Genomic DNA, 21490 nt, shown 5'->3' with positions numbered 1-21490 from the left:
CGTGCGCCAGGCTCACCGCAACTGCGTCACTGCCAACAGCAACACCATGCTGCCGATCGCGCCATCCAGCACGCGCCACGCGCTCGCCCGGCGAAACAGCGGCGCCAGCGCACGGGCGCCGTAACCCAGACCGATAAACCAGACCCCGCTCACCGCCATCGCGCCGAGCGCGAACGCCACCCGTGCGCCGTCCGGTTCGCGCGCGCCAGCCGTGCCGATCAGCAGAAAGGTGTCGAGATACACGTGCGGATTGAGCCATGTGAAGGCCAACGTCATCAGAACGATCGGCATCGCGCGTTGCACGGCTGCCGTGCCCGGCGCCGCACCGCTTGCATTGGCGTCCAGCACCGCATGGCCCGGCCGCACCGCGCGCCGCAGCGCGTTGATGCCGAACCATGCCAGATAGGCGAGCCCGACATACAGCATCGCGTGGACGAAGACCGGATAGCGCTCCACCAGCACGGACGCGCCGCCGACACCGGCGCCGATCAGAATGAAGTCCGACAGCGCGCACAGCGCAACGATCTTGCCGACGTGCGAGCGCATGATGCCCTGCCGGAGCACAAAGGCGTTCTGCGCGCCGATCGTCACGATCAGCGACGCGCACAGGGCGGCACCGTGGGAAAAAGACAGCCAGTTCATAATCGATCCAGTAGACGGGGGAAGCGAACGAGACTAGTCTGCGGTTTTGCTGCTCATAAGAGAAGCTAATTTACTTAATGCTGATTAAGGAACGCTAATGCTCGACTATGCATTGCTCGATGCACTGGCCGCCGTGGTGCGGCACGGTTCATTCGACCGTGCGGCCAGCGAACTGAATGTGACGCCCTCAGCTGTCTCCCAACGGGTCAAGCTGCTGGAGGAGCGGGTGGGCAGCGTGCTCGTGAAGCGCGGCCAGCCGTGTGTCGCGACCACCTCGGGCGCGCTGTTGTGCCGCCATACCGAACGCGTGCTGTTGCTGGAAGCGGAACTCGCCAGCCGGCTGCCGGCGCTGCCCGGCGCGCTGGTGGAACCGTGGCCGGCGCTGCGCGTGGCGGTCAACGACGATAGCGTGGGCACCTGGTTTATCGATGCGGTGGCGCAATTCTGCGTCGAACGGGAGATGCTGCTCGATCTGGTGATCGACGACCAGGACCACACCGCGCAGCGGATTCGCGACGGCAGCGTGCAAGGCGCGGTCACCACGCAAGCCGAGCCGGTGCAGGGCTGCCGCTCGACACGCCTCGGACGGATGCGCTATCTGGCGGTCTGCACGCCGGCGTTTCGCGAGCGCCATTTTGCTGACGGCGTCACGCGCGAGGCGCTGCGGCGGGCGCCTTGCGTCGATTTCAATCCAAAGGATCAGCTGCAAAAGCGCTTCATGCGCCGCATCACGCGGGCGGAATTGGACCCGCCCCTGCACTGGATTCCGCACGTCGCCGGCTTTTTGCGCGCCTGCGTGACGGGACTTGGCTGGGGCATGTGCCCGGAACGGATGATCGCGCCGCATCTGGCCAGCGGCGAGTTGGTGGACATGGCGCCCGGCAAGCATATCGACGTCGATCTCTACTGGCAGAGCTGGCGCTTGTCGATCGGCTGGCTCGACGATTTCGGCGCGGTGCTGCGCAAGCGGGCGACGGAGTTTCTCGATTGAGCGCCGCCGCTGCCGCCCCGCGCTAGCGGCGCACCGGCCACTGCTTATACTCGACGCGCACACCGCTGGCCCCCGCCCGCGCCGCGTAACGGTCGACCACCTGATGCACGTCGTGGTCGATATGATCGGCGTGGGTGGCATCGAGAATCAAGGTCGCCCCTGACGGAATCTGCCCGAGATAGTGCTTCAGCTGCGGTGTGCAGAAGAACGTCGCGCTCTTGCGCACGCTCAGCAGATAGTGGTCGCCGTCGTGCGTCAAACTCAGCACACGGCGGATGTTGCGCTCAACCACCAGCACGACGCTCAATGCGAAGCCGATCGCAATCCCGATCAGCAGATCGGTCGTCAGCACGCCCACGATGGTGCCGGTAAAGGGCACGAACTGCGCGAAGCCAGCCTTGCCCATCGACACGAACAAGGTCGGCCTGACGAGTTTATAGCCGGTATGAATCAGGATCGCCGCGAGACATGCGAGTGGAATCATATTGATCACACTGGTCAACGCGAGGCAGGCGATCAGCAGCATGACGCCATGCGTCACGCACGACAGGCGGCCGCGCGCGCCGGCATGCAAATTGGCCGCGCTGCGCACCACCACGGCAGTGAGCGGCAAGGCGCCGAGCATGCCGGCGAGCAGGTTGCCGACGCCTTGGGCTTTCAGCTCGCGATCAGGCGCCGCTTTTTGTTGTTTCGGGTCGATCTGCTCGAGTGCTTCGAGACTCAGCAAAGTCTCCAGACTCGCGACGATCGCGATCACCATGGCCACGCGCCATACATCGGGATTGAGCCACTGCGTGAAATCGGCGAACGTGAATGCCTGGCTCAGGGCATCCCATGAGCCGAGCGGCGGCATGGCCACGCGCTGTGTGGAGGCAAGCGCCACGTCCGCGGCGAGCATGTCGGCGAGTGCGGTCGCCGCGATGCCGAACGACACGACGGCGAGCGGCGCGGGAATCGCGCGCACGAGTCTGAAGGCGCGACAGGCCGGCGTCTCCCACGCGAGGAGAATGGCCAGTGAGACGAGCGCCAGCAACGGTATGGCGGCGGATGTCTCGCCGTTGGCGAGCCCCACTGCCAGCGGCAACTGATTCACGATCAGCAGAATGCCGATCGCGGCGAGCATGCCGTTGATTACCGGAGGCGGCACGTAACTGGCCAGTTTGCCGGCCCGTAAAAAACCGAATAGCACTTGCAAGGCGCCCGCCAGCGCCAGCGCGGTCAGAAACGCGGAGAAGCTGCCAAGCGTGGCAAGCGCCTGCACGACGATTACCACGAGGCCCGCCGCGGGTCCGCTTACGCTAAGCCGCGAACCGCTCAGCAGCGCCACCACGAGCCCACCGATCACGCCCGCGAGAATGCCGGCGAACGGCGCGACGCCCGAGGCGGTCGCAATGCCGAGGCACAGCGGCAGCGCGATCAGGAATACGCTGATGCCGGCCAGCAGGTCGGTGCGCCAGGCGGATGCCGGGCATGCTTTAGGGGAAGGTGTATGAGGTGGCGTGGCGTGAGCTTGTGTCATCGTGAGACTTGCCTCGAAGCTGGGGAGTCGAACTGCGGGAGGAGGGCGGCGCTCGCAACGCAGGCGGAGCGCCGCATGAGGCGTGGCGGAATCGCGCGGCGATCGCGTCGCCGTTTCGCTTGCGCCGATCGAACGGCGCGTGCGGGTCCGGCGTTCAGCCGGCTGCCTCGTGGGCATCGGCCGTATCGCCGAGCGCCCATTGCGGGTCGGTCAGCGCCTTCAGGCGGCCGTCGTGCATCGAAAAGATCCAGCCGTGAATCTGTACCGCGCGCCGTGCGTCTTGAATCAGCGGCAGCGCGTGCAGTGCCTGCACCTGGGCCAGCACGTTGAGCTCCGCGAGCCGGTCGGCGCGTTCGTCGAAATCCTCCAGCAGACGGAGTTCCGTTGTATGCAGCGCGGCCAGCCGGCGAATCGGCTCGATGCGGCGATTGACGTTCGGCAACGCGGCCGCCGGCGGCCGCAACGCCGCTTGCACACCGCCGCAGCAATGATGGCCGCAGACGATGATGTGCTGCACGCGCAGGACGACGAGCGCATATTCGAGCACGCTCGCGAGACTGTCGTCGTGCTCGCCGACCAGATTCGCGATATTGCGGTGAACGAAGATCTCACCGGGCATGGCGCGGGTCACGGCTTCCGGCACGCGGCTGTCGGAGCAGCCGATCCACAACACATTGGGCCGCTGGTCGTTGGCAAGGCGCTGGAAGTAGGCGGGATCGCGGGTGCTGATTTCGTCGGACCAGGCGAGGTTTTCGACCAGCATGCGTTGAGGGTAGGTCATCGGTGCTCCTTGTGTCGTTGTGTCCGCATCAGTCGTTGCTGGCCCAGTAACGCTCCAGAATCTGGTGGCGGGCGCGGTTCGCGTCTATGGTGCGCTGGCTCGGCGGATAGTCGGCCTCGGTGGTTGGAATGGTTCCCGCGCGGCGTGCCTCGATGAGCTCCTGGCGAACCTGTGCGCGTGTTTTCCCGACTTGGGGTGGCGGCGCAGCATACGCGTTTTGTGACGATGAAAGATCGCTCGGGTTGGCGTTGCCCGATGCTAAAAGGTTATCGCTATCGGCCAGCGCTGTGGTGGACAGTGCGCTCAAGAGAAGGGTGGTTAGAGCAATCTGCTTTGATTTCATTTGTCTCTCCATAAATGATTTGCATGCCGAAGTTGTATTCCGGCATGTCAGTCATTCTGCTGTGAGAGCCATGAGGCGACGGTGATCCTCGGATGAAAATTCTGTCATCTGCCTTTATTTGCGGTGCCGTCTGCGGAGTTTCTCGCGCTGCATGGCAAGCAGCGACAGTGTGGAGGGCCGCTTCGGAAAGCGCAGGCTAAATGTGGTTCGCACGTGAGGGATGCTCTCGACGCTGCACTCGCCGCGGTGTTCGTTCATGATCGACTTGACGATGGCAAGTCCAAGGCCGGTGCCGCGTGCTGAGTTGTAGCGCGCCGGATCGACGCGATAGAAGCGGTCGAAGATTCTTTCCAGGTGCGGCTCGGCGATGCCGACGCCGCTGTCGGAGACCGATAGCTGAACGTAGCGGCGCAGCCTCGCGCAATGCAGTTCGACTGTGCTGCCGCGCGGTGCATGCGTCAATGCATTCGAAACCAGATTGCTCAGCGCGCGCTGCACGAGCAGCACGTCGCCTTCGAAGTGTGCGTCGCCCGTCACGACGATCTCCACGCCTGCGTCCGCCGCCATGCTTTCGTAGTAGCCCGTGACTCGCAACGCTTCGCTGCGTGCATCGACTCGTTGCAGCGATAAGCGGCGTTGCGCGCTGTCGGATCGGGCGAGGAACAGCATGCTGTCGATCAGACGTGACAGGCGCTGGAACTCGTCCACGCTCGACTCGATCACCGCCCGGTAGTCGTCGGCCGAACGGGGTTGTGAGAGGGCGACTTGCGCTTCGGCCAGCAGGTTGGTTAGCGGTGTACGCATGTCGTGTGCGAGGTCGGAAGAAAACTGCGTGAGACGTGTGAAGGATTCGTGCAACCGCGCCAGCATACGGTTGAAGGCGTGGCTCAATTCCTTGAGTTCACCCGGCATGTCACGTTCGGGCAACGGTCGCGTGAGACGGCTGCTGGAAATCTGTTCGGCGCGGGCAGTCAGCCGGGCCAGCGGGCGCAACCCGAAACGGGCGATCCACCAGGCCAGCAGCGCGTTGACCAGCGTGCCGATCACGCTGACGAACAACACGTTGAGCGCGTAGGCGCGCAGCAATGCCGTCTCGACGCTGCCGTCGTATTGCACCACCACCCGCACGCGCGTGCCGGATTCGCCACCGAGCGGCGCCATCGCCACCAGGAAGCGCCTGGACGTGCCTTCAACCTTCACCTGCACAGGGGCGATGCCGGCGCGCACCGCAAGCGTCTCGGCATTCGGCCAGTAGCCGTTGGTGCGGATGAGCGGCGCGCCAAGTGTGTCGAATAGTGCGATGTCGAGATTCTGGTGGCCATGCAACTGTTCGTACCAGGCCTCGCGATCGGCGCGGACCGCGTCGAGTCCGGGCATTGTTTGCAGGCTCAACTGCAGGGCGGTGAGGGTTGCCGTCATCTCGCGCGCGGAGGTCGAGTCGATCCGCATTTTCAGGCCGTGATACAGCAGCACCCCGTTGAATGCAAGCAGTAAGGACGTCGATACCGCGAACAGAATCGAGAGCCGGGCCCTCAACGTGCGCGGTATGAGTGGCGCGAACGGCCTGGTGAGTCGCTTCGCTATCGACGCCAGAAAAGAGCAGGGCAAGTGCCACTTCATCGCGCTTCGCTGCAGCGTTCTTCCAGCACGTAGCCCATGCCGCGCACAGTGTGGATCAGCTTCGGTTCGTAGTTGTCGTCGACTTTGGCGCGTACGCGTCGGATCGCGGCGTCAACGACATTGGTCTCACTATCGAAATTCATGTCCCACACCTGCGATGCGATGGTGGAGCGGGACAGGATTTCGCCTTGGCGGCGCATCAACAGCCATAGCAACGCAAATTCCTTTGCAGTCAACAGGATCGTGTCGCCCTGGCGCGTAGCCTTGCGGCGCTTGAGATCGAGTGCGAGATCCGAGACGTGCAGCGAGGCGGCTTCGCGCCCATGGCCGCGCCGCAAGATCGAGCGGACGCGTGCCAGCAATTCGGCGAAATCGAAGGGCTTGACCAGATAGTCGTCGCCGCCCATTTCAAGACCTCTAACTTTGTCGTCCAGGTCGTCGCGCGCGGTGAGCAGCAGCACCGACGTGGAACGTTCGTGGCGCAGGTTTCTCAGCACGGTCCAGCCGTCCTGGCCGGGCAGCATGACGTCGAGGATGATCAGGTCGTAGTCCTCGGTCAGCGCGAGATGCTGGCCGGTCACGCCGTCTTCCACCCAGTCGGCGACAAATCCCGCTTCTGTCAGGCCCTTTCGGAGGTAGGTGCCAGTTTTCGCTTCGTCCTCGACGATCAGAATTCGCATGGTCTTTCTCCTGGTGACGCCCTCTGCGCCGCACCGCGCTAGCGGTGCGACAAGTGAGAGCCGCGCGGACAGGGCCGCGCCTCGCGCCGTGAGTGGCGCTAAATGCGAGCGGATAGGTGCACCCTTTGCGACGACGCAAGCGGATGAGTACCAGTGCCAATGAGCCGCATGCCTTGCTCGCCACGGTTGAGGCAACATGGATGCGCGCAGTGGTTCAGGTTGAGACGTGTGAGTCTGGCGATCGGGATTGAAGCTGCCGATGCGGTTGCGCGAATACGGGCGGTTGCGCTGCCGATTGCAGACAGCGCAACCGGCGAGAGACGGATCGTTTTGATGTGCTCTTTCATAGCGTCAGGCATGCATGGGATCTTCCCGAGGCGGCGACTAATTTTGAGACACTTGGTCGCGGAAATCGGGTAGGCATGTTTGTCATGGCCTACTGAACGTATGCAGTACTTATACCATGATGAGATAGAAAATAGTTTTCGCTACTTCAGGTGCGCCATGAGTTGAAAGATGGTGGGCGGCTGCCGGGTCGGCGGTGTCGATCAAGTCCAGGCTGCCTGCGGAAAGCGTCAACGTGCGGTCGCCCGGCGGGGGCACGCGCTGAGGACGCGAAAATCGTGTGAGATCAGTGAGGTTGCCTTGGAGCCATTCAGCTCGCAGTGCTTGTTGCCGGATATCCAGCGATGGTGCATCAGTCTGGGCGAGTGGTGCTGCATTGCGGCAAGCAATTCGAGCGATAGCAAGCCGTGCGTGATCGGCGAACTGGGGCGATTCAACGGCGTGACGATTGCGGATGCGGGGGGCGACGCGCCACCGTTGAACAGATGAGCAGGTTGGCTCAGCCAGAACGCTAGCGAGCCGATCGCGATGGCCATCAAGGCAGTCGTCAGAGAGAGCTTCTCGCCTTTGCATCCACAGAACCGCATCTTGAGCGCCGACACAACCGCTTTCACCGTAGAAGCGCGCATCGCCACGGAGTGCATTGATTGAATACGTAGCATGAGGGTTCGGTTCGAAGTCGGGAGCGTTAATCGTATGAATGCCTCGCCGACATCAGGATGAGAACAACGTGACAAATTCGTCATGCGGCGCTTCGAACGTTCATTGCGTCGATGTAAATATGCGCGACGGATTTGTCATGGGGTGCTCACACTCGTGCAACGGCCTACGTTCAGGATTGGAACTCAGTCAAACGGAGAACGAATCATGACGAAGGTGCTCAATGCAGCCGGATCACCGGGTGCACGCGTCGGCGCAGCCAATGGCTCGCCGAATCGAGCGCCATGCGTGCGAAGCCGGTCAGCGTCATCACGTGGCGGCGATAAATGAGCTTGTAGACGGCAGTGGCTAGCCAGCCGTCGACGAACACCGGCTGCGTCAGCAAGCTGTTGCTCAGGCTGCCGATTGTGCCTTCGCGGCCGAAACCGACCAAGGTGCCGGCGTCGCGATAGACGAACTCCGGTAAGGGCTCGCCCGCTATCCTGCACTTCAGCGCACGCGCCAGAAACAGCGCCTGCTGGTGCGCGACCTGAGCGCGCGGCGCCAGAAACGCGTCCGCGTGTTCCGAAGAAGGGCAGGCCGCGCAATCGCCGAGGCCGAATATGTTCGCGTCGTTCGTGCATTGCAGGGTGCGGTTCACCTGCACCTGGGCGTTGCGATTCACGGCGATGCCGTCGAGCGTGCGCAACACCGGTGGCCCCGCTATGCCGGCCGTCCAGATCGCGATGTCGCTGGCGAGCGGCGCGCCTTCATTCGTCAGCACGGCATCGGCACGCACTTCGGTGACGCGCGTGGCATTCAATACGTCGACACCGAGACTGCCGAGCATCTTTTGCGCGCGCGCCGAGATCGTTTCGGACAGTGCGGGCAACACGCGCTCGCTGCTTTCGATCAGGCGGATACGGAAGTCGCGTACGGGGTCGAGTGAAAACGGGCTATAGCGGTTCAGCAGACGCACTGTGTCGCGCAACGCGGCGGCGAGTTCAACGCCTGTTGCGCCAGCGCCGATGATGTTGATCGACACCGGCGTGTCCGCCTGGGCGGTCCGCGCGCGGCGCGCATGGTTCGCGCGCAGGCAGGCGTCGAGCAGCCTGCGGCGAAACGCTTCCGCATGCGCGACCGATTCGAGCGGCAAGGCGTGTTCGGCCGCGCCAGGCACGCCGAAATATTGCGTGACGCTGCCCATTGCCAGGATCAGCGTATCGAATGCAAGCTGCCGCGACGGCAGGATTTCTCGGCCGTCGGCGTCGTGGAGCGCATTCAGGGTGATGTGCCGGCTCGTGCGATCGAGTGCGGCGAGTTCGCCCTGTTCGAATTCGAAGCCATGCCGTTGCGCCTGCACCGCGTATTGCAGTTGATGCGTGGCTGGATCGAGCTGCCCTGACGCGGCTTCATGCAGCAAGGGCTTCCAGAAATGCGTCGGCCAGCGATCCACTAGCACGATCTGCGCGAGACCGGCGCGCCCGAGCGTTTCCGACAGCCGCGTAGCGAGCCCAAGCCCGCCGACTCCGCCGCCGACGATCACGACGCGATGCGCCAGCGCTCGCGTCGATTGCTGCCCTTGCTGGGTGTGTTGCGCGGCAGAGGTTCCTTGCCGATCGTTTGCGGCCATGATCCGTATCCTCCTGAAGTTATCTGTGCTGAGCCGGTGAAGGCATTCCGGGGCAACACCCTGAATTCGTCGGCCTCATCTGTCAGGGCCAGTATAGAATCGGCTAAAACCGCAGCACAATTTAATGTTTATGCAGAACATATAGGTTTTAACTTATGCTAAAAGCCGCCACGTTCCGTCAATTGAAGACCTTGCATACGGTCGCGAAGCTCGGCAGCGTGTCGCGCGCGGCCGAAGAATTGAAGCTCACGCAACCGGCGGTGTCGCTTCAGGTGCGTCTGCTCGAAGAGGCTGCGGGGGCGCCGCTGTTGCAGCGGGTGGGCCGCGGCGTGCAGTTGACCGCAGCGGGCGAGATCCTCGCGCGTTATGCGCTGGAGATCCTGGATCTATGGAATGGCGCGGCGGACGATCTCGCCGCGTTGCACGGCGAGCAGGGCGGCACGCTGCGGATCGGCGCGATCACGACCGCTGAGTACCTGATCCCCCCATTTCTGGTGCGCTTCACCGAGTTGCGCCCGCAAGTGAAGGTGCAGTTCAAGGTCGGCAATCGAGCGGACATCATCCGCATGTTGGCCACGCACGAGATCGATCTTGCGGTGATGGGCAGCGCGCCGCGCGAATTGCGCACGGCGGCAACTGCCTTTGCGAAGCATCCCATGGCGTTCGTCGCCTCGCCCGCCCATGCGCTGATGAAGAAAAAGCGCCTGTCGTTGGACGATCTGCAAACGGCGAATCTGTTCGTGCGAGAGCGGGGTTCGGGCACGCGCTCGACCGTCGAGAATCTGTTTCGGCTGGCCGGCCACAAGCTGCATATCGGCTCCGAACTCTCGAGCAACGAGGCGATCAAGCAATTGGTCGAGGCGGGTTTGGGCGTCGCGTTTCTGTCGCTGCATGCGTGCTCGCTGGAATTTCAGGCCGGCTTGCTGGCGTTGCTGCCCTTGCCCGCCAATCCGATCGAGCGCGACTGGTACGTGATGCACGTGTCCGATAAACGCCTGCCGCACGTTGCCGGGCTGTTCCGCGATTTTCTGATCGAGCACGGCATGTCCGGCGCGGTGCCGGTGCCGCTGCCGACGGTCGCCGCGGCGAAGCGGCGCCGTCAGGCGCGTGAAGCAAGTCCGGTCTGAGGCGAGGATTCTCGCTATTCGCTTCGACGTTTGCGCTCTACCAGATAGAGGGAAGTCCCCGCGCGGCCTTTGGTTACATCCGCAAAGCCTTATGGGACGGTAATTTCAGGTTACATCGCCGGAGATCGAAGTAAAGGTTGGGCGGGCGATATTTTTGCCCGTGCCGATTGTCTTTACAGTGACGTCCAGATGTCTGAGAAAAGTGGACGCCGCATCCGCGTGGCGAATGCGAACGCGGAGAAGCGCTGGACATTCCGCGCGCACCGGCTGTCGAATGGGAATTGATCGGACCGACTTCCGCGGATGTACTCGCGGAGGGTGTCGCGAGTTTGTGGTTCTGCCTGGTGGTTTTTTTACTCATTGCCTTCAGAATAAAAAAACCGCACCTTAACGGGTGCGGTTCTTGTTAAAGCAACGGTGTGATGCAGTGTGAATCAACCGCAGTACACAAAGACTTCGTGGATCGGCAGGTCGGCCAGCTTCAGCGTGCCCGCATCGCATTGCCATGCGCCGGCGGACAGCATGTCGGTCGTATCGGAGAAAGCATTGAGGGCGTGGGGCGCCTTCCAGAATGACGTCGGCGGGATCGTGCAGGGCAGGGTTCAGGCCGGAGGCGCCGGGGCCTCTAGCGTCGATGTAAAGCCTTCGGTACCGCGACGGGCGCGCTCCGCGCCCCACTGTCTGAGCTGACACAACTCATGTAAAGGACTAATAAGCCATGCAACTGCAACACGCCAGGCAGTTTTATATCGACGGCCAATGGGTCGACCCGCAAAACCCGGCCAGCGCAGCCACGCTCGACGTGATCGATCCGTCCACGGCCACTGCGTTCGCGCAGATTTCGCTTGGCAGCGCGGCCGATGTCGACCGCGCCGTAGCCGCTGCGAAGCGTGCCTTTCCTGCCTATAGCGAGACGACGATCGCGCAGCGAATCGATCTGCTGCAAGCGATCCTCGACGTCTACCGCAAGCGCTACGACGACATGGTGCATGCGATCAGCCGCGAAATGGGCGCACCGCTGCAATATGCGAACGACGCGCAGGCGTGGACCGGCGTCGCCCATCTGGAGACGATGATCCGCACGCTCGACACGTTCGAATTCGAGTACGTGAAGAGCAGCATTCTGATCCGCAAGGAAGCGGTCGGCGTGTGCGGGTTGATCACGCCGTGGAACTGGCCGGCCTTGCAGATCGCCACCAAGGTCGTGCCCGCGCTCGCGGCCGGCTGCACGATGGTGCTCAAGCCCTCGGAACTGGCGCCGCTCTCCGGCATCATTTTCGCCGAGATCCTCGGCGAAGCGGGGGTGCCGGCCGGCGTGTTCAACCTGGTGAACGGCGAAGGCACAACGGTGGGCGAGGCGATGTCGCGTCATCCGGACATCGACATGATGTCGTTTACCGGTTCGACGCGTGCGGGCGTGCAGGTCGCGAAAGCCGCGGCGGATACCGTCAAGCGCGTGCATCAGGAACTGGGCGGCAAATCGGCCAACCTGATTCTCGAAGATGCCGATCTGAAGCAGGCCGTGATGCGCGGTACGCGTGCATGTTTCGACAACAGCGGCCAGTCGTGCGATGCGCCCACCCGCATGTTCGTGCCGCGCGCACGCCTCGCCGAGGCATTGGCGTACGCGAAGGAAGCCGCTGAAGCATTGGTCGTCGGTCCCGCGGATGCGAAGGGTATTGATCTTGGGCCTGTCATCAGCGAGCAGCAGTTCGACAAGATCCAGCGGTTGATCGGCGTGGGCATCGAAGAGGGCGCGACGCTGGTGGCCGGTGGTCCGGGCCGTCCCGAAGGCTTGAAAGAGGGCTACTTCGTGCGCCCGACGGTGTTCGGCAATGTCACGCCGGGCATGACGATCGCGCGTGAGGAGATTTTTGGACCGGTGCTGTCGATTCTCGGCTACGACTCCGAAGACGAAGCGATCGCGATGGCCAACGACAGTCTCTATGGTCTTGCGGGCTATGTGCAATCCGCGTCGATCGAGCACGCGCATGCCGTGGCGAAGCGGCTGCGTACCGGCACGATCTATCTGAACTACGCGGACTACAGTCCCGATGCGCCGTTTGGCGGCTTCAAGCAATCGGGCAACGGCCGCGAGTACGGCGAGTTCGGTCTCGAGGACTTTCTGGAGATCAAGGGCGTGGTCGGCTACGCGAGTTGAGGTGGCGTGACGGCCGGTCGGTGACGTACCTCAGTGACGTAACTTAGTGACGTAACTTAGTGATGCTCCATAGCCGCGCAAACATAACGAAAGTCATGCGGGCGGTGAGAGACATCGCCGCGCCGCCGCTTTCCGATTGCCGTTCCGAACCTGCGAGCGCCTGGTGTCATTCAGGTCGTGGAGTGACGCGACATCATCCGTTCGAAAGCCTCGACGATGCGTTGCACGTAGGGATTTTTGTAGGCGAGGCTGCCGGTTCCGCGCTCGAAGTGCGCGAGCATGGTTGCGTTCGCTTCGAAGACCAGCACCTGTCCGTCAGGCAGCACCGTGAAGTCGATGCCTCCGTAGTCGAGATCGAGCCTTCTGCCGATTGCCGCGATTGCGCCCATCACACGTTCGCCGAGCACGGCGTGCGGATTGTCGAGGAAGCGCCGCTCTTCCTCCAGCTTCCACGGATGCTGTTCCATGTCGGCGGAGTAGTAGTGCACCATCCAGTGAGGTGAAATCGCCAGATGGTAGGGAAACGGCTCCCGGTCGACAAAAATGATCCGGTATTTGCGGTAGAACCCGTCGGTGCCGCGATAGTCGCGAAACGCCGTCAGGTATGCAACCCCGCCTTGTGCCGAGCGCCACGCTTCGAGCGCGGCGCGGCTCTCGCACAGCGTCAACCCGTCGCCGCCATGCGTAGCGGCAGGACGCGCCAGGACCGGAAAGCCGATGCCGCTCTCCGCAAGCAAGGTGTCAAGCGCGGCGCGTGAAGCCGGAGCGGCATCGCTCTGCACGCACGGCGCCACCTGCACGTCCGGCAGTCCGTCGAGCAGGCTCGCAGTACGGTGCCGTTGAGTTCGGGCGACAACAGAGGGCGCATTGAGCACGGGCCGCGCAGAGCGCGAGACGAAGCGCGCGAGCCGCCCGGAGAGCGGCGCGGCGACATCCGCATCGCCAATCGCGTTGAACACGAGATCGTAGGCGGGCAACTGTTGGTCTTCTTCGTCGGCGGCGTAGTCGATCGGGTACTTGATGCGGCAGCAGGTCGCGCTGGGCAGCAGTGCATCGAACGGCACATTGCCGGCAGTGTGTGCCGCGCAGAGGATCAGCACGCGGCGCTGCTCCGCGCCGCTTCCTTCGACAAAGACGCGCTGGATCCGGTAGGCACGTTCCCGATACGCGGCGGCTTCGCTCACGTGTCCAACGCTGGCGAGGATGGCGGCCAGATTCTGGCAGGCTACCGCAACATGCGGATCGAGCGTCAGAACGAGGCGGTACCAGTACTCAGCGATTACATGATCGCCTTTCATGAGGTATCCGGTCGCGACATCGCAGAGATTCGAGGCGTTGGCGCCGGGTACCGCAGCGGCGTAGGCGTCCAGCGTGTGGGCGGCGATCAGATGCGCGACGGCGCCCAGTTCGTCGCCGTCGCTGCGCCGGGTTTCGGCGAGGGCGCGGTGACGGGCCGGATCGAGCGAGGCGCCGGCATGACCCGCTGACGCACCGGGAGACGGTGCTTTGTGGACGGCTTCGTTGTGGAGAGTCTGGGTCACGGTCGGTCGAGATAGCTGCAGGGCGACGCGCCGCTGCGCACTCGAAGCATAGCGGGCGTGTCTGCGATTCGGCTTACAGCGCCGCGTGCCAGTCCAGATGACTGAAGCGCGGGTGATCTGCGGGTGACCGTACCTCGCCGGCTTGAATACGATGAAGTGACCGGGCCCGGAGACGCCGCTCAACTAAGCCATTCGTTCACGTCATCGGGTTACGTCATTGGGTTCTGCCACTACGGTTCTGCCACTACAGCAGCAGTTCGATCGAATGAAACAGACGGCGCAGATCGGGCTCTTGCGAGCGCGCGCCTTCGTCGATCACTTCGCGCAAACAGTCGAGAAAACACGCGGCCGCCGGACTGGTCGGCGCGCCGCGCCGCGACGTGATGCTGACGATGGTTTCATCCACCGTTTCGCGCAAGGGCAGCGCCCACAGATTCTCCTTCGCGATGGTCACCTCGACGAGCGGCCACGGAAAAATGCTGAGCATGTCCGTCTGCGCGAGCAGGCCGAGCACGACCGCGAGCGAATGCGCGAGGTGGATCGTGTGCGGCACGCTCATGCCGCGTTTGCGGAACAGGTTGTCCGAGATCGACTCGCGGCTTGCGGGGTCCCAGTTCAATATCCATTCAGCGTCTTCCAGTTCGAGCAGCGTTCGGCAACCGGCTTTCGGATGATCGCGGCGCGCCACCACGGCCGAATGCGTCGAAAACAGCGGCACGTTATGAAACTCCGATTGCGGCGACGCAGGCGGCGGACGGCCAATCGAAAAATCGAGGCTGCCGTCGCGCAAGCGCGGTTGCACGACCGCCAACAGGCCCTCGAAGAATTCCAGTTGGACTTCCGGCATGCGCTGCCGGAACCGCTGCACGGTGGGCGGCAGAAACGTCAGCGCGACCCACGGCGTGACGCCGATCGACAGTTTGCCTGCCGCCGCGCCGCGCATCGCCTCGATCTCCGCCTCCGCGCGTTGCAACTGGCCAAGCACCAACCGCGCATGCACGACCAGCGCGCGGCCGAACTCCGTGAACGCGACGCCGCTCGCGCCGCGCACCAGCAACGGCGCGTGCAGATCGGCCTCCAGTTCGCGCATGGCCTTAGTGACGGCGGCCGGTGAAAGGTCGAGCGAACGGGCAGCGGCCCGGATACTGCCGGTATCTGCAATGGCCGCTAAAGTGCGGAGTTGATGCAGTTTCATCTGGAAAACCCGTAGATGGGTGGCAACTACTGGTTGCCGCCGCAACGATTCTACGCCTGCCGCTTGAATATCGGCGTAGTTATGCTGGGTTCACGCTTTCATAGACGGAGACGACATTGTGAACACCATGGCCATCCCGGCGGGCATCGCCGAACTCGAAGACGAAATGATCGCGCTGCGCCACCGCATCCACGCGCAGCCCGAACTGGCTTACGAAGAGTTCGCCACCGGCGACCTGGTTGCGGAGCGCTTGCAGGCGTGGGGCTACAGCGTGCATCGCGGGCTGGGTCAAACCGGCGTTGTTGGCCAATTGAAAGTCGGCAGCGGCACGCGCAAACTCGGCCTGCGCGCCGACATGGACGCATTGCCGATTCACGAAACTACCGGCCTGCCTTATGCGAGCGCGGTGCCTGGCAAGATGCACGCATGCGGTCACGACGGCCACACGGCGATGCTGCTGGCGGCCGCCAAGCACCTCGCACAGGAAAAGAGTTTCGACGGCACGTTGAATCTGATTTTCCAGCCCGCCGAAGAAGGTCAGGCCGGCGCGAAAAAAATGCTCGAAGACGGCCTGTTCGACAAGTTTCCGTGCGACGCGGTGTTCGCGATGCACAACATGCCGGGTTTCCCGACGGGCAAGTTCGGCTTCCTGCCGGGCTCGTTCATGGCTTCGTCGGATACGGTGATCATCAAGGTGACCGGCCGCGGCGGCCATGGCGCGATGCCGCACAAGGCGGTCGATCCGGTGGTGGTGTGCGCGCAGATCGTGCTGGCGTTGCAGTCGATCGTGTCGCGCAACATTGCGCCGCTCGATATGGCGATCATCACGGTCGGCGCGATTCACGCCGGCGAAGCGCCGAACGTGATTCCTGAAACCGCGGAGATGCGCCTGTCGGTGCGCGCGCTGAAGCCCGAGGTTCGCAACTACTTGCAGGAGCGCATCACGGCGGTCGCCTGCGGGCAGGCGGCGGTGTTCGGCGCGCGGGCGCATGTGGACTATCAGCGGCGTTATCCGGTGCTCGTCAACGATGCACAGATGACCGGTCTTGCACGGCAAGTCGCACTTGACTGGCTGGGCGAAGACGGTTTGATCGCCGACATGCAACCGTTGACCGGCAGTGAAGACTTCGCGTTCCTGCTGGAGCGTTGCCCGGGCAGCTACCTGATCATCGGCAATGGCGACGGCGAGGGAGGTTGTATGGTCCACAACCCGGGCTATGACTTCAATGACGGCTGCCTTGCCACGGGCGCGGCCTACTGGGTGCGGCTCGCGCAGACGTTTCTCGTCTGACGGCGGCTGCAACAGGTCGGTGCTGAGGGCACGAAGGCAGTGCGCGATGCGCGCTCACCCAGGCTGTTGCAGACCATGTGCAGACGAAAAAAGCCGGCCACGGCAACACAAGGCCGCCGCCGCGCATCAGCAGGAAGAACACCACGGAGACACAGATGGACTATTCCGCCACACCGCAACCCGCAGGCGCTGACGCGTTGAATCTCGCCGACGCGTCGGCCATGCCACCCGCCAAACGCACGAGTCACGCCAAAGCGATCGCTGCGATCACGCTCGGCAACGGCCTCGAGTTTTTCGATTTCACGATCTATAGCTTCTTCGCGACGATCATCGGCAAGCTGTATTTCCCGGTGGAAGGGCAGCTTGCGCAACTGATGCTGGCGGTCGGCACCTTCGGCGTGGGCTTTATCATGCGGCCGGTGGGTGGCATTGTGCTCGGTGCGTATGCTGACCGCGCCGGACGCAAGGCCGCGATGAGTCTCACGCTGTGGCTGATGACGCTCGGCTCGGCGATCATTGCGTTCGCGCCCACTTACGCGGCGATCGGCATTGCCGCGCCATTGCTGGTGATCCTTGCGCGATTGATTCAGGGGTTTGCGCTGGGCGGCGAGATCGGTGCATCGACATCGTTGCTGCTTGAATATGGCAGCGACAAGACGCGTGGATTCTACGGAAGCTGGCAATTCGTGAGTCAGGGGTTGAACACCGTATGTGGGTCGCTGCTGGGTGTTGCGCTGGCGGCGGCGCTGTCCACTGCCGCGCTGGAGAGCTGGGGCTGGCGTGTGCCGTTTGTGATCGGCATGGCGATGGGGCCGATTGGCATTTATATCCGGCGGCATCTGGACGAAACGTTGCCGGGGGTGGAAGACGGTACCGTTTCGGCGGCGCAGGCGCCTGATGCACAGCCGGTTCGCAAGCTGTTTCGCGAGCATTCGCGGGTGATTACGACGGGGGTGTTGACGACCATTGGCGGCACGGCGGCGAACTACATCGTGCTGTTTTATCTGTCTACCTACGCGATTCGGATATTGCATTTGCCGATGTCGTCGGCGCTGTGGGCCGCGTGGACCGCGGCGATCGTGACGGTGATTTGCTCGCCATTTGCGGGCGCGTTATCCGATCGCGTGGGGCGTAAACGTGTTTTGTGGATTTCGCGGGTGTTGCTGATTGTTGCCGTGTATCCGGCTTTCATCATTATTAATGCTTCGCCTACGGTGCCTGTTTTGTTGTCTGTCGTTGCGGTGCTGGCTGTGTTTGTTGCGTTTACCGCGGTGCCTAATATCGTCATGCTGCCCGAAATGTTTCCGCGCGAGATTCGCGCTACCGGGATGTCGATTGTCTATTGTTTAGGAGTTTCTATTTTTGGTGGGTTTGCGCAGTTTTTTGCTACCTGGTTGATTCAGATTTCTGGGAGTAATCTGGCGCCTGCCTGGTATTTGATTGGATGTGGGGTTGTGTCGTTGTTGCCGCTTCCGTTTATGCGGGAGACTGCTGGGAAGGCTATTGATTAAAGTTTTTTTTGCCTTTGGCGGCGGCATTGGTGGTGGTTTTGTGGCAGTGCCGGGTTTGGGGTTTTTTGCCTGCGCGGCGCTTGTTTGTCTGGTTGTCTGTTTATCTATGGTGTCGGGCTTTCATTGGCCTGGATTTTGTGCCTTTCCTTGATCTGGATTTGTGCCTTTCCTCGATTTGTTAGTGGTCTATTAGCGTTCGCCCCTGTGCGGGGCAGGCACTTACTTTCTTTGCCGCCGCAAAGAAAGTAAGCAAAGAAAGCGGCTCAAACCGCTAATGCTAAGCGGGCGCCGTGGTTTGCAAAGGGTAGTGGTGCATCTGGAATCTGTGTTCGCGCACCCTCAAGCGTTTGTGACAAGGGCGTCATACTTCCGGCGGCGCTGCGCGCGCCGAAGAGCACTTCATCAACCCCACGCTACGCTTTCGCGCCTGCACGCCTATCGCGGCGCAGTGGCTCCTCTCATGTCGGGTTTGTTGCATCTATTACCTCTATTACCTCTATTACCTCTATTGCCTCTATTGCTTCTGTACCTCTGCGCTTCGGGCTTCATTCCAAGTACGAACTTTGAATTTTGAATTTAGAACAGTGTGGGCTGGTACGACTTGTTGGTAAGTCAGAGTGAAGCACTGATACTTGCGGGGCGCTGGGATACTTGGGCATTCGGGGATTCGCAGAGGGGAAGCCGATGGTCCTCGCCTCGTGTAAGCGAGGCCCCTGGTTTCCCATGCATACCTGTCCGCGACGCACGCAGTGCGGAGTGGGAGCTGATGATACCTTTGTCACTAGCGCTTGAAGGTGCGAGGGCACGGATTCCAGATGCACCACTACCTCTTGCAAACCACGGGCCCCACTTAGCATTAGCGGTTTGGGCCGCTTTCTTTGCTTACTTTCTTTGCGGCGGCAAAGAAAGTAAGTGCCTGCCCCGCATAGGGGCGAACGCTAATAAACCACTAACAAATCAAGGAAGGGCACAAAATCCAGATCAAGGAAGAGCACAAAAGCGAGATCAAGAAAAACCCAACACCGCAGGCATACAGACAACAAGCGCCGCGAAGGCAATAAAAAAACCCAACCAAAACCCAACACCACAGGCAAACCGACAATGCCGCCGCCAAAGGCAAAAAAAACCAGATCATCTAGCAGCCGACTTCCCATCAGCCACAGGCGCAGCCTCGTCAGCCGCAGCTGGATCCCGCGTTTCGGGCATCGCCGCCCAAACCAGCAAAACAGCAAGTGCGCCCGCAGCGGCGAGTCCAAAAAAGCTCACAGCATTGCCAAAATGATCCGCCACAAACCCGGCAGCAGTCGTGCTCAAAGTCGCCCCGATCCCAGCCGCCAACCCAAACAGCCCAATACAAAGGTTATACCGCCCCTTCCCGCCGGCGACATCGGCGGCAATCAACGGCAGCATCACGCCGAACACGGCCGCGCTCAGGCCGTCCAGCATCTGCACCGGCACCAGCAAATAAGGGCTGCTGATCCCGGCAAACAACAGCGCCCGGATCGGCAGCGCCGAAAAGCCAAGCAGCAAAATCGGCCGGCGTCCCCACCGCTCGGCCGAGCGCCCAACCCATGGCGACATCATCGCCACAATCGCCTGCGGCACGATAATGCACGCGGCAATCACGAGCTGCACGTTGTCGCCCATGCCGGCCGTCACTTCGCCAGCGGCGAGATTCAGCATCGCCGCATTCGACAAGTGGAACAGCACGATGCAAGCCGCAAACAGCAGCATCCGTTTGTCACGCAACAACTCGCGCAAACTCTCGCGTCGTTCGATCTGTTCAGGTGTCGGCCCGGCTTTGGGCAACTCGATCGTATCGGTGCGCTGAATCATCGTCAGCGCAATCAGCGCCGGCACGGCAAGCGCCGCCGTCAGCCAGAACACCGCGCGAGGCGAATAGTATTCGCCGAATACGCCCATCAGCCCGGCCGCGACGGCGCTGCCGATCGACGCCCAGCGCGCATTGCGTCCCAACCGGTCGCCCAGATTCGCACGCCCCACCAGGGCGAACGAGATCGCGGCCAACGCCGGCGTCAGCATGCAGCTGGCAAAGCCGTGGAACACCTCCGCGGCAATCACCGGCAACACCGTCGGGCTCGCGGCCAGCAGCACCGCGCTGAAAATGATCGCGAAGATCGCCCATGCGGCAGCGCCTTTTTTGTTGCGCAGCGCGTCGACGGCAGCGCCACCCGGCACCTGGCTCACCATCGCGCTAATGGTGCCGACAGACAGCGCCATGCCGATCTCGCCCTGAGTCCACTTGTGCGAGGCAAGGTACGACGCAATGAATGGCCCGAATCCCGTCTGCACGTTGGCGACGAAAAAATTTAGCCAATCGAGTGCGCGCAAACTGCGTGCGGTGACCAAAGTGCGGCCTATCATCGGGCCGCCCGTGTGTTGGAACCCGCAGCGACAGGGGCCGGCGCGGCAGAAGCCGCAGCGGCGGGAGCCGGCGCCGGAGCGGTCGGCGGCGCCGGCGACACCGCGCGGATCGGTTTGTCGCTGGCGTACGGCGGCGTCGCATTGATCTGCGCGTCGCTCAAATCCATCAGCGGATGCAGTTCGTTGTCTTTCGTGACGAAACGCAGCGCCGACCAGTTGGCGGCAATCGTGCGCCGCTCGGTGCTGACCATGCCGTTGACGTCGAGCACGACCGCCTGCGGCTGAGCGTTGGCGTCAATCAGCACATCGATCACACGGCCGACCTTGGCGCCGTTCGAACGCTCGACATCGGCGTCGATCAGCGGCAATTGCACGGCAGCGGACTTCGCAGCAGGAGCCGGCACGGCCGCCGCGTTGAGCGTGATCGGCGCGGTTTTCGCGGTCGGCGTGAAGCGGAAAGCGCTCCACGGGAAATTGACCTTGCGGTCGCCGACGCCGAGGAAACCCTGCAGATTGACCACCATCTCGCGCGGCTTGCCGCTCGCATCCGCGATCATATCGACCGCGCGGCCCACCACCTTGCCGTCGGGTTTCTGCACTTCGCTATCGAGCAAGGCGCGCGCGTCGCTACGCTCGATCGTGCGCAGCACGATCAGCGGCGCGGGGGCAGGGGGCGGCGGCGCGGGCGTGGCGACCGGCGGCGGCGGTTCGACCTTGTGCGGCTTGACGACCGGTTTCTTAGGCTTCTTCGGCTGTTCGGGCTCGGTCGCTTCAGTCTCGACGGGTTCCGGCGCGGAGGCGGCCACAGGCGCGCTCGCGGGTTCGACGGGCATCACGGTGGCATCGACAATCGGCGCCTGCTGCGGGCCCCACAGCAGGCTGCAACCGGACAGCGCGAGCAGCGCGAACACAGCAAGAATCAGAAGACGCCAGGCAGGACGCGAAAAACCGCCGCTCATCAAGAAGGACTCCATGGGCCAGTGCGGACGGGCGCTGTGGACCGCCGCAGTTAAGTCACGCTTTAAGTCGCGTAAGGGTCAGAGTGTAACCCGCGGCGCCGGGGCGGCCTGGTTTTGCAGGCTTTCT

At 62.7% G+C, this 21490-nt stretch carries 18 protein-coding genes; 6 read left to right on the top strand and 12 right to left on the bottom strand.

All coding sequences use genetic code 11. The annotated features are described in order from the left end of the window. Positions 1 to 12: 12 nt before the first annotated feature. Positions 13 to 642: a LysE/ArgO family amino acid transporter gene (locus tag P3T22_RS21580; RefSeq protein ID WP_063495427.1), complete on the bottom strand. Its 630-nt coding sequence runs from the start codon at positions 640 to 642 to the stop codon at positions 13 to 15. Between the two features lie 97 nt (positions 643 to 739). On the opposite strand from P3T22_RS21580, the gene P3T22_RS21575 reads away from it, so the two are divergent. Further along, positions 740 to 1633: a LysR family transcriptional regulator ArgP gene (locus tag P3T22_RS21575; protein ID WP_429326059.1), complete on the top strand. Its 894-nt coding sequence runs from the start codon at positions 740 to 742 to the stop codon at positions 1631 to 1633. Between the two features lie 22 nt (positions 1634 to 1655). On the opposite strand, the gene P3T22_RS21570 is transcribed toward P3T22_RS21575, so the two are convergent. From P3T22_RS21570 to P3T22_RS21540, 7 genes are all read right to left on the bottom strand, one after another. After that, entirely contained in the window at positions 1656 to 3152 is a 1497-nt protein-coding gene (locus P3T22_RS21570) for a SulP family inorganic anion transporter (protein ID WP_429326058.1), read from the bottom strand. 154 nt (positions 3153 to 3306) lie between these two features. After that, positions 3307 to 3933 (bottom strand): carbonic anhydrase, encoded by a 627-nt coding sequence (locus tag P3T22_RS21565; protein WP_429326057.1) that lies wholly within the window; start codon positions 3931 to 3933, stop codon positions 3307 to 3309. Between the two features lie 28 nt (positions 3934 to 3961). Next, a complete protein-coding gene (locus tag P3T22_RS21560; protein ID WP_429326056.1) occupies positions 3962 to 4276 on the bottom strand; it encodes a DUF4148 domain-containing protein in 315 nt (104 codons plus the stop codon). 114 nt (positions 4277 to 4390) lie between these two features. Next, positions 4391 to 5884: a heavy metal sensor histidine kinase gene (locus P3T22_RS21555; RefSeq protein WP_429326055.1), complete on the bottom strand. Its 1494-nt coding sequence runs from the start codon at positions 5882 to 5884 to the stop codon at positions 4391 to 4393. 8 nt (positions 5885 to 5892) lie between these two features. Then, on the bottom strand, positions 5893 to 6576 hold the full coding sequence (irlR, locus tag P3T22_RS21550) for a heavy metal response regulator transcription factor IrlR (RefSeq protein WP_063495431.1): 684 nt from the start codon (positions 6574 to 6576) through the stop codon (positions 5893 to 5895). A 575-nt stretch (positions 6577 to 7151) separates the two neighbouring features. Next, positions 7152 to 7667 carry a hypothetical protein gene (locus tag P3T22_RS21545; protein WP_429326054.1) on the bottom strand — a complete coding sequence of 172 codons (516 nt, stop codon included), beginning with the start codon at positions 7665 to 7667 and terminating at the stop codon, positions 7152 to 7154. A 134-nt stretch (positions 7668 to 7801) separates the two neighbouring features. Next, positions 7802 to 9193 carry an NAD(P)/FAD-dependent oxidoreductase gene (locus P3T22_RS21540; RefSeq protein ID WP_429326053.1) on the bottom strand — a complete coding sequence of 464 codons (1392 nt, stop codon included), beginning with the start codon at positions 9191 to 9193 and terminating at the stop codon, positions 7802 to 7804. A gap of 155 nt (positions 9194 to 9348) precedes the next feature. On the opposite strand from P3T22_RS21540, the gene P3T22_RS21535 reads away from it, so the two are divergent. Both P3T22_RS21535 and P3T22_RS21530 read left to right on the top strand, forming a co-directional pair. Further along, positions 9349 to 10320 (top strand): LysR family transcriptional regulator, encoded by a 972-nt coding sequence (locus P3T22_RS21535; RefSeq protein WP_429326052.1) that lies wholly within the window; start codon positions 9349 to 9351, stop codon positions 10318 to 10320. Positions 10321 to 11044: 724 nt separating this feature from the next. Then, positions 11045 to 12481 (top strand): aldehyde dehydrogenase family protein, encoded by a 1437-nt coding sequence (locus P3T22_RS21530; RefSeq protein ID WP_429326086.1) that lies wholly within the window; start codon positions 11045 to 11047, stop codon positions 12479 to 12481. Positions 12482 to 12651: 170 nt separating this feature from the next. Here the strand turns inward: P3T22_RS21530 and P3T22_RS21525 are convergent, their stop codons facing one another. Together P3T22_RS21525 and P3T22_RS21520 are read right to left on the bottom strand one after the other, a co-directional pair. After that, complete coding sequence (locus P3T22_RS21525) at positions 12652 to 14022, bottom strand: hypothetical protein (RefSeq protein WP_429326051.1); 1371 nt, start codon at positions 14020 to 14022, stop codon at positions 12652 to 12654. 244 nt (positions 14023 to 14266) lie between these two features. Next, positions 14267 to 15217 (bottom strand): LysR substrate-binding domain-containing protein, encoded by a 951-nt coding sequence (locus P3T22_RS21520; RefSeq protein WP_429326050.1) that lies wholly within the window; start codon positions 15215 to 15217, stop codon positions 14267 to 14269. A 118-nt stretch (positions 15218 to 15335) separates the two neighbouring features. Here P3T22_RS21520 and P3T22_RS21515 point away from each other — a divergent pair, with 118 nt between their 5' ends. The 3 genes from P3T22_RS21515 to P3T22_RS21505 all read left to right on the top strand — a co-directional run bounded on the left by P3T22_RS21515 (position 15336) and on the right by P3T22_RS21505 (position 18170). Continuing rightward, positions 15336 to 16508 (top strand): M20 aminoacylase family protein, encoded by a 1173-nt coding sequence (locus P3T22_RS21515; protein ID WP_429326049.1) that lies wholly within the window; start codon positions 15336 to 15338, stop codon positions 16506 to 16508. Between the two features lie 155 nt (positions 16509 to 16663). Further along, the gene (locus P3T22_RS21510; protein WP_063495438.1) at positions 16664 to 18019 is read left to right on the top strand and encodes an MFS transporter; all 1356 of its coding nucleotides are present in this window, start codon (positions 16664 to 16666) and stop codon (positions 18017 to 18019) included. Next, positions 18012 to 18170 carry a hypothetical protein gene (locus P3T22_RS21505; protein WP_158515243.1) on the top strand — a complete coding sequence of 53 codons (159 nt, stop codon included), beginning with the start codon at positions 18012 to 18014 and terminating at the stop codon, positions 18168 to 18170. Before P3T22_RS21510 ends, P3T22_RS21505 begins: the two co-directional genes overlap by 8 nt. A 980-nt stretch (positions 18171 to 19150) precedes the next feature. Here the strand turns inward: P3T22_RS21505 and P3T22_RS21500 are convergent. Together P3T22_RS21500 and P3T22_RS21495 are read right to left on the bottom strand one after the other, a co-directional pair. Then, positions 19151 to 20404: an MFS transporter gene (locus tag P3T22_RS21500; RefSeq protein ID WP_063495439.1), complete on the bottom strand. Its 1254-nt coding sequence runs from the start codon at positions 20402 to 20404 to the stop codon at positions 19151 to 19153. Then, the gene (locus tag P3T22_RS21495; RefSeq protein WP_063495440.1) at positions 20401 to 21363 is read right to left on the bottom strand and encodes a PRC-barrel domain-containing protein; all 963 of its coding nucleotides are present in this window, start codon (positions 21361 to 21363) and stop codon (positions 20401 to 20403) included. Before P3T22_RS21495 ends, P3T22_RS21500 begins: the two co-directional genes overlap by 4 nt. Positions 21364 to 21490: the final 127 nt, after the last annotated feature.

Origin of the sequence: Paraburkholderia sp. GAS348 (genome assembly GCF_050434205.1) — a bacterium.
In the GTDB taxonomy this organism is placed as follows: domain Bacteria; phylum Pseudomonadota; class Gammaproteobacteria; order Burkholderiales; family Burkholderiaceae; genus Paraburkholderia.
Note: the sequence above shows the minus strand (reverse complement) of the source record. Positions and strands in the feature narration are given on the sequence as shown.